At 72.1% G+C, this 13350-nt stretch carries 10 protein-coding genes; 3 read left to right on the top strand and 7 right to left on the bottom strand.

Annotated elements, in window-relative coordinates:
- Positions 1-45 precede the first annotated feature (45 nt).
- From FHS29_RS31440 to FHS29_RS31430, 3 genes are all read right to left on the bottom strand, one after another.
- The gene (locus FHS29_RS31440) at positions 46-420 is read right to left on the bottom strand and encodes a hypothetical protein (RefSeq protein ID WP_184696992.1); all 375 of its coding nucleotides are present in this window, start codon (positions 418-420) and stop codon (positions 46-48) included.
- Between the two features lie 301 nt (positions 421-721).
- Entirely contained in the window at positions 722-1003 is a 282-nt protein-coding gene (locus FHS29_RS31435) for a hypothetical protein (RefSeq protein ID WP_184696990.1), read from the bottom strand.
- A 66-nt stretch (positions 1004-1069) separates the two neighbouring features.
- Complete coding sequence (locus FHS29_RS31430; RefSeq protein ID WP_184696988.1) at positions 1070-1726, bottom strand: hypothetical protein; 657 nt, start codon at positions 1724-1726, stop codon at positions 1070-1072.
- Positions 1727-1866: 140 nt separating this feature from the next.
- Here FHS29_RS31430 and FHS29_RS31425 point away from each other — a divergent pair, with 140 nt between their 5' ends.
- Both FHS29_RS31425 and FHS29_RS31420 read left to right on the top strand, forming a co-directional pair.
- Complete coding sequence (locus FHS29_RS31425) at positions 1867-4236, top strand: ATP-binding protein (protein ID WP_184696985.1); 2370 nt, start codon at positions 1867-1869, stop codon at positions 4234-4236.
- A gap of 114 nt (positions 4237-4350) precedes the next feature.
- Positions 4351-5265, top strand: a complete 915-nt coding sequence (locus tag FHS29_RS31420) for a GDSL-type esterase/lipase family protein (protein ID WP_184696983.1) — start codon at positions 4351-4353, stop codon at positions 5263-5265.
- Positions 5266-5345: 80 nt separating this feature from the next.
- On the opposite strand, the gene FHS29_RS31415 is transcribed toward FHS29_RS31420, so the two are convergent.
- A complete protein-coding gene (locus tag FHS29_RS31415) occupies positions 5346-5708 on the bottom strand; it encodes a peptidase inhibitor family I36 protein (protein WP_184696982.1) in 363 nt (120 codons plus the stop codon).
- 472 nt (positions 5709-6180) lie between these two features.
- Here FHS29_RS31415 and FHS29_RS31410 point away from each other — a divergent pair, with 472 nt between their 5' ends.
- A complete protein-coding gene (locus FHS29_RS31410) occupies positions 6181-7305 on the top strand; it encodes an acyl-CoA dehydrogenase family protein (RefSeq protein WP_221456922.1) in 1125 nt (374 codons plus the stop codon).
- A gap of 15 nt (positions 7306-7320) precedes the next feature.
- Here the strand turns inward: FHS29_RS31410 and FHS29_RS31405 are convergent, their stop codons facing one another.
- The 3 genes from FHS29_RS31405 to FHS29_RS31395 all read right to left on the bottom strand — a co-directional run bounded on the left by FHS29_RS31405 (position 7321) and on the right by FHS29_RS31395 (position 13223).
- Positions 7321-10782, bottom strand: coding sequence for an AfsR/SARP family transcriptional regulator (locus FHS29_RS31405; protein WP_221456921.1), 3462 nt, complete (start codon positions 10780-10782; stop codon positions 7321-7323).
- Positions 10783-10970: 188 nt separating this feature from the next.
- A complete protein-coding gene (locus tag FHS29_RS31400) occupies positions 10971-12020 on the bottom strand; it encodes a helix-turn-helix transcriptional regulator (protein WP_312865182.1) in 1050 nt (349 codons plus the stop codon).
- A gap of 156 nt (positions 12021-12176) precedes the next feature.
- A complete protein-coding gene (locus tag FHS29_RS31395; RefSeq protein ID WP_184696977.1) occupies positions 12177-13223 on the bottom strand; it encodes a helix-turn-helix transcriptional regulator in 1047 nt (348 codons plus the stop codon).
- Positions 13224-13350: the final 127 nt, after the last annotated feature.

Here is a 13350-nt window from a genome sequence, read left to right as displayed (position 1 = left end):
AGCCGGACCCGCCGGCAGGGCTGGCACCCGACGAAGGGTCGAAGGTCAGGCGCGAGCGGGTCGGGGAAGGAGGAAGTGGACGGCGAAGGCGGCGGCGGTGGTGAGAACGGCTTGGTACAGGGTCGAGAGTTCACGTTGCGGGGCGACGACGAACAGCGAGTCGAGCCCGGTCGTCACGATGCCCGCGAGGGTGACCAGGCCGGTGACGTGCCAGCCGAAGAAACCGGCCGCCCACGCGGTCAGGGGCCAGCGGCTGTGGGTCGGGCGGCGCAGGAGCCAGGTGGCCGAGCCGACGGCCGCGGCGTCGAGCGCCAGCGCGATCACCATCGGGCTTCCGGCCGGACCGGCGAGCACCACCGCCAGCGCCTGAACCGTTGCCAGGGTGATCATCAGCCACGAGCCGAGTCGGGTGCGGTCCACCGCGCGGATGCTAGTGGCAGGTCCCGGAAGACCGATCGCGCGGTGCGGACGCCGTCGGCCGGGGTGGCGAGGAGGTCCGCCACTCGACGGACGTAGGTCCCCGCACGGCAGGCGCGCCGGCACCAGGACCGGCAACCCCTGCCGCGCAGGTCGGCTTCCGCCAACCTGATCCGATCAGCCACCGTGATCCGATCAGCCACCGATGCCGGCCCAGCCCAGGGTGCGACTGGACGGGTCGACGACGGCAGAGTCGGCCCGCACATCGTCCCATCGGCGGCTGTGGTCGGCGGGGCTCACCGGATCACTGCTGGTAGCAGCTCGACTGGATGATCGTCTTGCGCTCGATCTGGCCCACGGTCCCGTCGTAGCGGGCGAGGTAGTGGACCGGCCCCCGGTAGTCGAGGATTCGGACCAACGCGCCCTTGGGGACGTGGATCCCCGAGGTCGGGCTCGTGTAGAGGGTCGTGGCAATGTTGGTGCGGCACAGATCGTTCGGAACGGTCGCCTCGGCGCCGGTCGCCACCGACATGACGAGGGCTGAGGCCAGGGCGGCAGATGCCGCGCCGCGCAGGAGAGTACGCATGCAATTCCTCTTTTCGTGACAGATTCGACGTGATCAGGTCTCGAGCGAGACGACTGTCGACGTGGTTCAGTTCGTCGGGAACGCCAACTCCTGGCGCTCTTCGGTCTGAGCCCAGGACTGCTTCATGCGGACGAAGTGGATCTGGTCCGCGGCGTCCTCGGCGACGGGGACCACGCCTTTGTAGGAGCCGAACGAGCCGCGCCCCAGGTAGCAGCGCAGCGGCCAGCGTGCACCCGGCGCCATCGTGAAGGACTCCTCTTCCAGGTTGCTGAGATCGGCGTCGCCGAGGGGCAGGTCCAGCCGGTAGCAGGCGGCGTAGTGACCGCAGAACCCCGGCAGTCCCTCGTCGCAGAACGGCAGTCGGCCATCGTCGGCGGCCGTTTTCGGGACTTGCAGGTACCAGCGCTCCAGGTAGTCCTCCAGCGGACCGGGCCGGTCGGCCTGGAGGTTGGTCACGAAGAGGTCGGCGTAGACGAACACCTCGCCGGGCGGCGCGCTCTGCTCGCCGTCGTGACCGATGTCGGGCACCGTGGCCGATCGGCCCACCGCCGTGCCTTCCAGACGGAAGCGGAAGCCGTCGTCGTCGGTGATGTCCAACGGTGGTCCGGTGCGCACCGGTGCCTCGGACTGGTTCGACGCGGGCGGCGCGCCGTCGGTCCGGGCGGGTTCGCCGGCGGCACACGCGGTGAGCACGGCCAGCGCGATGAGTACGGCGGGAACCATCTTGGGCATCATGGTGGTCTCACCCTGTCGCGAGGCGGAGTGGGCGATCCCAGGATCACCGCCCGGCTCGGGTGAGTCGCGCGGCGCGGGTCGGGGTGGGACGGAAGCGCCTTCGGGTGAGTGGGGACGGGTGGTGAGCGGTGCGGAACCCGCCTGCTGAGGTCGGTTGGCTGTGGGACGAACTGGGACGACGGCTCGTGCGGGCCAAGTCCGGTGACGGGCTGAGCTACCAGCGGCTCGCGGAGGCGGCGGGCGCGAGCAAGAGCACCGTGCAGCGGTGGTTCACCCGCCGCGACCACGTACCGCCGTGGGACACCGTGCGGCGGCTGAGCCGGGCCATCGACGACGGGGCGTCCGAGGTGGCGGTGCACCAGGTGTGGAAGGTCGCGTGGAACGCCGCCGACGCACAGCTCAGCGTGTCCCGCAGCAACACGGCCAGGCACGCGTCCGAAGAAGCCCCCGACCGGCTCGGAACGCCCGCGCACCTCCCGGCCGACATCGGCGAGTTCATCGGGCGTGAGGCGGAGCTCGACCAGTTGCGGCTGCTGCTGGCCGCACGGCGGGGCCGCGGGGCGGTGCCCGTCGCGGCGATCACCGGGATGGCGGGCGTCGGCAAGACCAGGCTCGCGGTGCGCGTGTCCCACCAACTGCGGGACGACTACCCCGACTCCCAGCTCTACGCGGACCTGCGCGGCCACGCCGACGGTGTCGCCCCGGCGGACGCGGTCTCGGTGCTGGAGATGTTCCTGCAGCTGCTCGGCGTTCCGGGTAGCCGGATCCCTCGTGACATCGACGCCCGCGCCGCGCTCTACCGCGCCCGCTTAGCGGGCCGGCGGACGCTCGTGCTGCTCGACAACGCCGCGGACGAGGACCAGGTCCGCCCGCTGCTGCCCGGCCACCCGGACTGCGCCGTGGTGGTGACCAGCCGCCGGCCGTTGTCCGGCCTGGACGGGGCCGAGGTGGTGCGGCTCGGCGTGTTCACGCCTGCCGACTCGCTGGCGCTGATGGCGAGGCTGGCGGGGCCCGACCGGGTGGAAGCCGAACTCGCGGCCACCCGGGAGGTCACCCAGGTGAGCGGACACCTGCCCCTGGCGGTGGCCATCGCCGCGCGCCGACTGCAGAGCAGGCCCTCCTGGCGGGTCGCCGACCTGGCCGACCGGCTGCGCGACGAGGACGACCGGCTCGGCCAGCTGCGGTTGCGCGACCGCGAGGTCCGGACGGTGTTCGCCACGTCCTACCGGTGCCTGCCGGACGACGAGCGGGCGGCCTTCCGCAGGCTCACCCTGCTGCCCGGGCACGACTTCACCGTCGAACCGGTGGCCGCGCTGCTGGGCCTGCCCGCGCGCCGGGCCGAGCAGCTGCTGGAATCCCTGCTCGACGAGCACCTGCTGGTCCAGCACGACGCCGGTCGCTACCGCTTCCACGACCTGGTGCGCCGGTTCGCCCACGAGCGGCTGGTCGCCGAGGACCCGCCCGAGGTCGTCACGCGGTTGCGCGTCGACGTGCTCACCTGGCACCTGCACGCCGTGAACCTGGCGGACCACCTGTTGGTCCCCCGCCGCAGGCACATGCTGCCCGACCCCGCGCCGCACCCGACGCCCGGCTTCACCGACTACGGCGGAGCGCTGCGCTGGTGCCAGGCAGAACGCGCCAACCTGGTCGCCGCCGTGGACCTCGCCACCACGCACGACCTGCACGCGCTCGCCTGGCAGCTCTCGGCCTCCCTGTTCTCGTTCTTCCACATCTGCGTGCACACCGACGACCTGCTGACCACCAGCCTCCAAGGGTGGGCTGCGGCTCGCGCGGACGGCGACCGCGACGGCGAGACGTGGAACCTGATGAACCTGGGGATCGCGTACGCCCGGATCCGCAAGCCGAGCGAAGCGCTCGACCACCTGCGCGCCGCACTGGCCATCGCCCGTGACATCGGCGACGCGCACCGGGTGGCGTGCGCGCTGAACAACATCGGCGAGGTGCTTCGCTCGACCGGGCGGTACCGGGAGGCGATCGGGCACTACCGGGAGGACCTGGCCATGTGCCGGGCCGCGGGCGACCACCAAGGCGTGGCGATCAGCCTGGACAACACCGGCAAGGCGCTGCTCGCCCTCGGTGAGGCGGCGGACGCCCTGGTGCACTTCAGCGAGGCGCTCGAACGCAGCAGGTTCGCCGAGGACCACCACACCGAGGCGGAGGTGCTGACCGACCTCGGTGACTGCTACCGCAGCCTCGGCAGACCCGCCGACGCGAGCGACGCCTACACCCACGCCTTGCACATCGCCCACAACCGAGGCGACCGGCTGCGCATGGCGTTGTCCCACGACGGCCTCGCGACGCTCCGCCACGAAGAGGGCGACCTTCCCACCGCCCACCACCACTGGCGACAGGCCCTCGACATCTTCACCGCCATCGGCGATCCCCGTGCCGACGAGATCCGCGGGCACCTGGCCGACGTCGTGGCCGATGTCGTGGCCACAGTGGACCCATGCTCGCCAGGGCCGAATCGCGGGTGAGGACGTCGAGCACCTGGCGGGCTGCGGATCACCGGTCCGTGGTGGGCGGGCACAGGTTTGCGGCTCGGCAGGACGGGAAACCGGGACGGTCACGTTTCGCGGGGAGGGGTCGATGTGCCGGGAGTTCGGCGATTCGCACTGGTCTGGCCGCTGTTGGCGCTGATCGGCGCGTGCACCGCAGGGCCGGCCGAGACCCCCGCGACGTCGACCTCGGCATCGACGAACGGCAGCGCGCCTCCCGCCGAGCGCGTGTACGTGTCGTTGGGCGACTCGTACGCGACCGGCTACCGGCCGGCGGACGCAGGTGCACCGGCCGGTGCTTCGCGGGACGGCTTCGCCTACGTCGTCGCCGGGCAGTCGGACCTGCGGCTGATCAACCTCGCGTGCAGCGGCGCCACGTCCGCGCAGCTGCGCGGCGAGCCCGGCTGCGCCCCCGGCAACCGCGCCCCCGACGCCCCCGATCCGGCGGGCCGCACCCAACTCGACGCAGCCGTGCAGACGCTGCGCGAGCACCAGGGGCGAGTGGGCCTGGTGACGGTGGTGATCGGCGGCAACGACCTGGCACCGTGCGCGCGGGCGTCGGACGCGGTGGCGTGCGCGTCCCGAGCGGTGGCCGACATCCGCGCCAACCTGGCCGCCATCCTGCCCGCCCTGCGCGAAGCCGCCGGCGACACCCGGATCGTCGGCCTGACCTACCCGGACGTGTTCCTGGGAGCGTGGGTGTCCCCGGCGTTCCCGGACGGCCAGAACCTCGCGCGCCTGTCGGTGACCTTGTTCCGGGACGTCCTCAACGCCGCCCTCAAGGCCGAGTACGAGAAGATCGGGGCGGACTTCGTGGACGTCACCGCCGCGACCGGAGGCTACGGGCCGTTGACGGAGACGACCCAGGACCCGACCTACGGGGCGATCCCGACACCGGTGGCGAAGGTGTGCGACTTGACGTACTTCTGCCGCCACACCGACGTACACCCCACGGCCGAAGGCCACCAGGCGATCGCCTCCGCCGTCCTTGAGGCCACCCGTCGCTGACCCGGCGCACAAGCCGCCGCAGTACCGGCCAGTCACGGGTGCCCGCCCACAGTCGCGTGGGCAGGCACCCGCGGCGTCCGCTAACAGGGCCGAACGGAACTGACCTTGCCGCGGATGTGATCGGCGATCCGGCCCTGGAAGCTGTCCGGGATCGTGTCGATCGGCGTGTCATATCCCGCGTGCTCGTACAGGCACCACGCCTTGCCGCTGATGTTGCGCGCCGAGTAGACGTGGTCGTTGAGCTTGCCGCCGGAGATGCCGCCCAGGTCGTAGGCGCCCTTCTTCATGCCCAATCGCGGCGATTCCCCGTTCTCGCCGTAGTAGATGCAGAACGACCATTCCTCGCACTCCCAGTTGGCCGGTGCGGCAGAGGCCGGCACGGTCAGGGCCGTCGTCGCGCCGAGTGCCAGGGCGATCGCGGCGATCACACGTCGGATGCGCATCATTGCTCCCCCTTTGCTGTTCCCCCGACCGGCATGGGTCCGCCGGTCGTTGACGACGCTAAGCGGGTTCAACTACTCAGCGTTACAACTTTGGTTGTGGACCAAAGGAGGACCGCCTCGCGTCGAGGCAAGGAAGCGGCACCCCGGACGACGTCACAGCGGTGGGCAGCGTCGCGAGGTCACTCCAAGGGCACTCCCACCCGGCCACGTGGTCACGCTGCGCACTCCACCGGACCCGCTCGATCGGCCGCAGGAACCTGCACCTCCACGGGCGGTCTCAATTGGCACATGAGCGTCGCTTCATTAGCCGATTCGTTCGATCGGTGCATCCGGACTTGTTCGGCCAGGCATTACGCTACTTCCAGCGCGGTCGCCGGGCCCGACGCTCCACCGCAGAGGGAATACGATGACACTCAGCACATCGGTACCGTCGGGCCGGGACCTTCGTCAACGCGTGGCGGATATCTCCGGGTTGATTCGGGACAATGCGGTCCGTGCCGAACGAGAGCGGCGAATTCCCGACCAGGTCGTCGAGGCGCTGACCGCGACCGGGCTGCACCGGATGACCGTTCCGCGCCGCTACGGCGGTTACCAGACCGGGGCGACCGCACAGGCCGAGGTGTTCACCACGATCGCCGAGGCCTGCGGTTCCACCGCGTGGGTGGAGGTCATCCACGTCTCGGCTGCCCGGATCGTCGCGCTGTTCCCCGACGAGGCCCAGGACGAGGTGTTCTCCACCCCCGACGTCCGCGTCTCCGGCGTGTTCAACCCGACCATGACCGCGACCCCCACCGGCGACGGCTACGTGGTCGACGGCCGGTCCTCGTTCAACACCGGCTGCCTGCACGCCCAGTGGGACACGCTCATCACCACCACCGCACCGGTCGACGGCCGTCCACCGGAACTGCTGTGGGTGCTCGTGCCCATGTCGGACCTGGAGGTCCTGGACGACTGGGACGTCACCGGCCTCATCGGCACCGGCAGCAACACCGTCGTCGCACACGACCTCTTCGTCCCCGCCCACCGCGTGCTCCCCGTGGCCCCGGCCCTGGCCGACGGGCGGTTCCGGTCCGAGACCAACTCGCAGGACCCGTACTACCGGGCCGCCCTCATGCCGTACCTCTGCGCGATCACCTGTGCGACCTTCCTCGGCCTGGCCAACGCGGCACTGGCCGACTTCACCGAACGGATCCACCGCCGGGGCATCACCTACACCGACCACCAGGCGCAGCACGAAGCTCCGATCACCCACTTCCAACTCGCCGAAGCCACGATGAAGACCGCGTGCGCCGAGCACCTCACCACCCACACCGCCCGGCTGGCCGAGGCCGGTGAGACCGACCGCACGTCCCCGACCGTGCTGGACAGGGTGCGTGCCAGGGCCAACATGGGCTACGTGGCCCGGATCGCGAAGGAAGCCGTCGACGTCGTCAGCTCGGCCAGCGGCGGGTCGTCCCTCCGGACGACCGCACCCATCCAGCGCATCAGCCGCGACATCCGCGCGCTCAGCCTGCACGCGCTGGTCTCCCCCACCACCAACCTCGAACTCCTCGGCCGCACGCTCGCCGGCCTCACGCCCTCGACCACCTTCCTCTAGCCGACAGCCCCTGGTTCACGGCCCCGCGGGTTCGTCGCCGTCGACCTGACCGAGTGCGTCGAGTTGTCGCTGCACTCGTTCGGCTTCGTCGTCACGGCTTTGTCGCCGGAACAGTTCGAGCGCTTCTCGCCACACCGCGCGGGCCTTCTCGTGCCGGCCGAGCGCGACGTAGGGGTGGCCGAGGTGGTCAAGGGTGTCGGCGGCCTGTGAGGTGTTGTTCAGGTCGCGGAACAGCGCGAGTGCCTGCTCGTAGTGGTGGGCGGCTTCGGCATGACGGCCGGTGCGGTGGTCGACCAGGCCGAGGCTGTCCAAAGTGGATGCTTCGCCGGCCGTGTTGTGGTGGCGGCGGTGCAGGACGAGTGCGGCGTGGCAGTGTTCGCGCGCGGTGTCGTGGTCACCGAGGCGGGTGGCGAACCAGCCCACGGCGTTGAGCGCATCGGCTTGCCACACCGGCAGGTCCAGCGCCCGGTAGAACTCCAGGGCGCGGGTGGCGTGGTCGAGGGCTCGCCGGTCGTCCCCCTGCGCCTCGGCGGCCAGCGACAGCACTTGGTGGGTGTGGGCCTGGTGGAGGGGCAGGTGGTGCCGGTCGGCCAGGGCCAGGGCCTGGTGCAGGTGTCGGGCCGACTCCTCGTGGCGCCCCAGCCGGGCGAAGGCGCGACCGAGGAACCGGTGGGCGCGGATGCGGGTGCCGGGTTCGGGCAGGTGCTTGGTGGCGTCCAGTGCCGCCTGCCACACGGCCAGGTCGTCGTGGCGGTGTGCCCGCCGGACGTGGAAGGTGAGCAAGGTCCAGGCCAGGTCCCACACCGGTTGGTACCACCGGTGGGTGTCGGCGGTGCGTTGGGCGGCCAGCAGGTTGGCGTGTTCGGTGTCGAACCAGGCCATCGCGGCGGGGTCGTCGGCCGGCGGGTGGGGACGGCTGCCGGGCGTGGGCGGGGCGAGCGGGATCTTCTCGGCGTGGGGGTTCAGCAGGCAGGCGGCGGCGTGTGCGGTGTGCAGGTAGTGGCTCATCACCCGCCGCAGCCCCGTCTCCCGGGCTTCCGCCGTCAGGTGTTCGTGGGCGGTGGTGACGGCTTGGCGGCGGATCAGGTCGTGCATCCGGTAGCGCCCGCGTGCGTGTTGGCTGACCAGTGATGCCTGTTCCAGTCCGCGCAACACCGCCCTGGTGGTGTCCCCGGGCAGGCCGAAAAGGCTCGCAGCGGCGTGCGGGCCGATGTCGCGGCCGGGAGCGATGCCGAGCAGGGCGAACGCCGTGGCCTGGTCGGGAGCGAGGTTGCGGTAGGACCAGGACAGGATGGTGGGCAGGCTGGCGGCGGGATCGTCGTCGTCGAGCGCTTCCAGGCCGAGTTCGCGCAGTTCGTCGGCCAGCGCCGCCAGCGGCAGGCGGGGGCGCATGTGCGCGTGGGCGGCGACGATGCCCAGCGCCAACGGGTAGCCGTCGCACAGGTCGACCAGCTCGCGCACCGCCGTCGGTTCCGCGGCGATCCGCGCGGCGCCGAGCCGGTCGGTCAGCAGGGCGCGGGCGTCGGCCTCGGGCAGCACGTCCAGCGACAGGTGGCGGGCACCGTGGCCGGTGACCAGGCCGGGCAGGTGGTTGCGGCTGGTGACCAGGACCGCGCACGTCGTGCCGCCGGGCAGCAGCGGCGCGACCTGCGTGGTGTCGACGGCGTTGTCCAGCACGACGAGCATCCGCCTGCCGCTCGCCAGGCTGCGGAACAGCGCGGTCTGGGCGTGCGCCTCCACCGGGATGCGGTCCTGCGCCACTCCCAGGGCGTCGAGGAACCCGCGGACTGCCACGGCCGGGTTCATCGGCTCGCTGTCCGGGCTGAAGCCGCGCAGGTCGACGAACAGCTGCCCGTCGGGGAACCGGTCGGCGTGGCGGTGCGCCCAGTGCAGCGCCAGCCAGCTCTTGCCGATGCCCCCGGCACCGCCAATGGCGGAGATGAGCACGGTGGACGCCCCGTCCGCGGCGGCCACCGTGCTGTCCAGCCGAGCCAGTTCGTCCCGCCGGCCGACGAACGGCGCCGGCGCGGTGGGCAGTTGGTGCGGGACCTGCGCCGGGGGGTGCGTGACCTTCGCCGGGGGTGCCACGTCGGCGGGTGTGGCGGCCAGGGTGGGGTCGGCGGTGAGGATGCGGTGGTGCAGCCGTCGCAGCGCGGGGCCGGGGTCGGTGCCCAGCTCCCCGGCCAGCCGCTGCCGGGTGTGCCGGTAGTGCTCCAACGCCTCGGCTTGGCGGCCGCCGCGGTACAGCGCCAGCATCAACAGCCCGGTCGGCCGCTCGCGCAGGGGGTGGTCGGACACCAGCCCGCGCAGTTCCGGCACCGCCTGGGCGTGTCGCCCGCTGTCGACCTCGGCTTCCAGGCAGTCCTCCAGCACCGCCGACCGTTCCTCGGCCAACGCCTGCCGCACCGACTCCAGGCCGTCGACGTCGGCGAGCGGCTCACCCCGCCACAGCTCCAACGCCCGCCGCAACGAAACAGCCCGATCAGCGGCGCCGCGCGCCTGCCCGACCAGCGACCGGAACCGGTGCAGGTCCACCCGCTCCGGCCGCACCTCCAGCAGGTAACCGGGCGGCTTGTGCGCCAACCGGACCTGCGGGTCCACGGCGAGCAGCTTGCGCAGATCCGACACGCACCTCTGCACGACGTTGCGTGCTGTGCGCGGCACCGCGTCGTCCCGCCACAACGCGTCGACCAGCCGCTCCAGCGACACGACACGACCGGCGTCCAGCAGCAGCAGCGCCAGCACGCACCGCTGCTGCGCACTGCCCACCACGAGTTCCCGTCCCCGGTGCCGGACCGCCACCGGCCCCAGGACCCCGAACTCCAGCCCGTCCGACCCGGCTTCGGGGTGACCGACGTCGACGCGGTGGTCCAGGACTGCGGGGTCGGCGGGGTAGGGCTGGTCGGGCAGCGCGATCCAGGCGGTACCACGGGTTTCCTTGACCGCTACCGGCACCGGCCGGAAGGTGGTGGCGTCGAGCACGGCGGAGTGCCGCACGACCTCGTCGAAGATCCAGCGGGACACGATCAGGGCGACCGTGCCGGGGGAACCGGCCAGGGCCTGCCCGAGCGCCGGGGCGCCGAGCAGGCGGAAGGCGGTGGTCAGCGCGGTGGAGGTGACGCCGTGGTCGTCGAAGGCGACCTCGCCGGCGTGCACGGCCACCCGCAGCCGCACGTGCTGCTCGGGCGGGACGGTCACGTTGTGCTCCCGCAGCGACCGTGCCAGCGCCTCGGGCACCACCTCCACCAGCGGCCCCTTGGAGACCTCCGGCGGCACCAGGACGAACACGCTGTCGCCGCGGTCCTCGTGGTAGCAGTCCCGCCACCGCACCCCGACCGCCCGCAATGCCCGGTCGACGACCCGGTACAGGCCCTCGCGGGTGCCCAACTGGTGGGGCAGCGTCCGGTGGGGGTCGCCGAAGCCCTCCACCCCGACCACCACGATCGTGCGGTGCACCGCCGAGCTCGAAGCCGCCATCCCCACCGTCACACGACCCGAACGGCGACGTCTTCGATTCCCGTGCGCGACGCTGCCACACCGGACATCGTGCCGGGTTCCGCGGCCCGTCCGCAGTACGGCCCGGGAGCTGCACCCGAACGACGCAACACCGGTCCTCTGCCCGGTGGTCGACCAGATCCAGGTGGTGAAGCCTCGGAACCGACCGGTCAGCCGGTCAACGCGGTGATCAGTTCGTGGCGGCCGTCGGCGGCGGTCTTCCGGAAGATGGACTTGAAGTGGGCGTCGACGGTGTGCGGGGACACGTCGAGGCGGCGCGCGATCTGCTTGGGCACCGCTCCGTCGAGCAGTTCGGCGATGACCTGGCGTTCCCGGGCGGTGATGCCGTACCAGTCGGAGAAAGCGGGGAGCAACCGGGCACCGGAGGCCGCCTGGAGGACCACCACGACATCGCCCGCGCCCTCAGGGTCGGTGGGCTGCGCGTGGAAGGCGACCCACCGGCCGAAAGTCGCGGCGGGCCCGTAGACGACGGCGGCCGGGGTGCCGGGATCGCGGGCGTGCCGACGCGCCTCGGACGAGAGCGCGGCGAGAAAGACCTTCCCCATCCAGTCCTGCCGCTGTCCGCCGTCGCACGGGCGCCACCGGTCCGCCTGGGGTGTGGCTGCCCGCGTCGTGTTGTCGGGGCCCATGATCACCACACCCGGTGGCTCCGCCGGCCCGGCCGGGGTCAACGGACCGCCGACGACGTACCCGCGCAGCGCGGCGATCAACGACGGTCCCAGGCAGGCCGCCCGGCGTACGTCGTCGGCGTCGAACGACCTCCCGCCCCGCGCCCGCAGCAGGCTCAGGGATCCCCACACACCACGGGTGTCCCGCAGCAGCAGCCGCAACTCAGCACCGACCCCGTGATCGGTGAACAGGCGCCGAGCGGTCGGGTCGCCTGGCGGATCACCACCGTCAGCGGCGATCACCCCCACCGGTACCGGACGTCGGGCCAGCGCCTCCCACCGCAACGGGTCCGCCGCGCTCATGCGGTGCAGTGGCCACGCACGCGCGAAATCCGCCCCGTACCCGTGCGCGAAACCCAAGGGCGCCACGCCGTTCACCGCAGAAGGGGTGGTGCCGGTCAGTCGCACGCCGTCATGCGCCACCACGGGGGCGACGGCCCGCGAGACCTCCTGACCCAGTTCAGCCGCGCTCGCCTGCTGCACCGCCACCGCGGACAACTCTCGCAGCAGCCGATCCCCCGACCGAGTCACATGGTCGAGTCTGGCGTGCCGACCGGCGGAGGGGGCGATGACCGGTTCACTTCACCCACTCGGGCCAGCGGGCGTCGGACCGCTGCTCCGGCCCGGTGTCCGCGGAGACGGCAACGCCGATGACGAGGCAGTGGTGGGGCTCCCCCGTCACTGCGCTCAGGTGGTGATCGCCGCGACGAGTTCGTCGCGGCCGGAGGCGCAGGTCTTGCGGTACACCGCCTTGAGGTGGTCGTTCACGGTGTGCGCGGACAGGCCGAGTCGCCGGGCGATGGACCTGGGTGGCGCACCGTCGCAGAGCTCGGCCACGACCTGCTGTTCCCGCCGGCTGATGCCGTACCAGTCGCAGAACGAGGGCAGCAGCTGGGCGCCGGCGGCTTCCACGAAGAACGCGACGTGGTCGGCATACCCGTCGCCGTGCAGCGCCTCGGCGCGGAGGACCGTCCAGCGCCCCTGTTCGACCGCCGGCACGCAGAACACCGCGGGTGGTGTCCCGGGGTCTTGGGCGTGCCGGCGGGCCTGGGTCACCAGACCGCCGGCGAACCACGGGTCCTGGGTCATGTCGGTGTTGCACCGGCGGCGCTTCAGCTGCTCCTGCCAGGCGAGTGCCTGGTCGGTCGCGGAGACCGCCGTGTTGTCCGGGCCGAAGACCACCAGGCCCGTGGGCAGTGCCGGGGCGTCCGGTGCCAGGGGCCCGGCCGTCACGAACGCGCGCAGTCCTTCGACCAGCGCGGGAACCAGACTCGCCGCGCGATCGGCGTCGGCGGCGTCGAACGGCGGACGGCCCTTGGCGCGCAGCAGCCCGAGCGTCCCCCACACTCCCCGGGCATTGCGCAGCGGCAACCGGAGTTCGCCGCCGACATCGTGTTCGTCGGACAGCGTTCCGGCGTCCTCCCGGCGTGGAGCCTGCCGGAACACGGCAGGCGGTCCGAGGCGGATCGGCGGCTGCGCTGCGGCAAGCGGTCGGGCGCTGTCGTTCTGCTCGCACCGCAACGCCTGCACCATCGCGGACGGGTACCCGTGCCAGTACCCCAGCGCTCCGGGGCCGGGCGTGGAAGGCGGGCTGATCCCGGACAGGCGCACCCCGTCGTGCGGAACCCACGGCGTGATGGCAGTGGAGAGCATTTCCGCGATCGTGTGCCGGTCCGCGCCCTGGCCGGCCGCTTCCGAAAGCCCCCACCGCAGGCGTTCGCCCCATCGTGTCATCACCGCAGTGTTGGGCCGGCGCACCGGCGAGGACAACCGGATTTCGCTGCCACGGTGGACTTTCGTCCGAAGTGTCACCCGTTGGTGTGCGGGTCCGCGCCGCCGGAGGCGGGACCGGGCCACGGAT

The sequence above is a fragment of the Saccharothrix tamanrassetensis genome, from assembly GCF_014203665.1.
GTDB classification, from domain to species: Bacteria; Actinomycetota; Actinomycetes; order Mycobacteriales; family Pseudonocardiaceae; genus Actinosynnema; species Actinosynnema tamanrassetense.
Note: the sequence above shows the minus strand (reverse complement) of the source record. Positions and strands in the feature narration are given on the sequence as shown.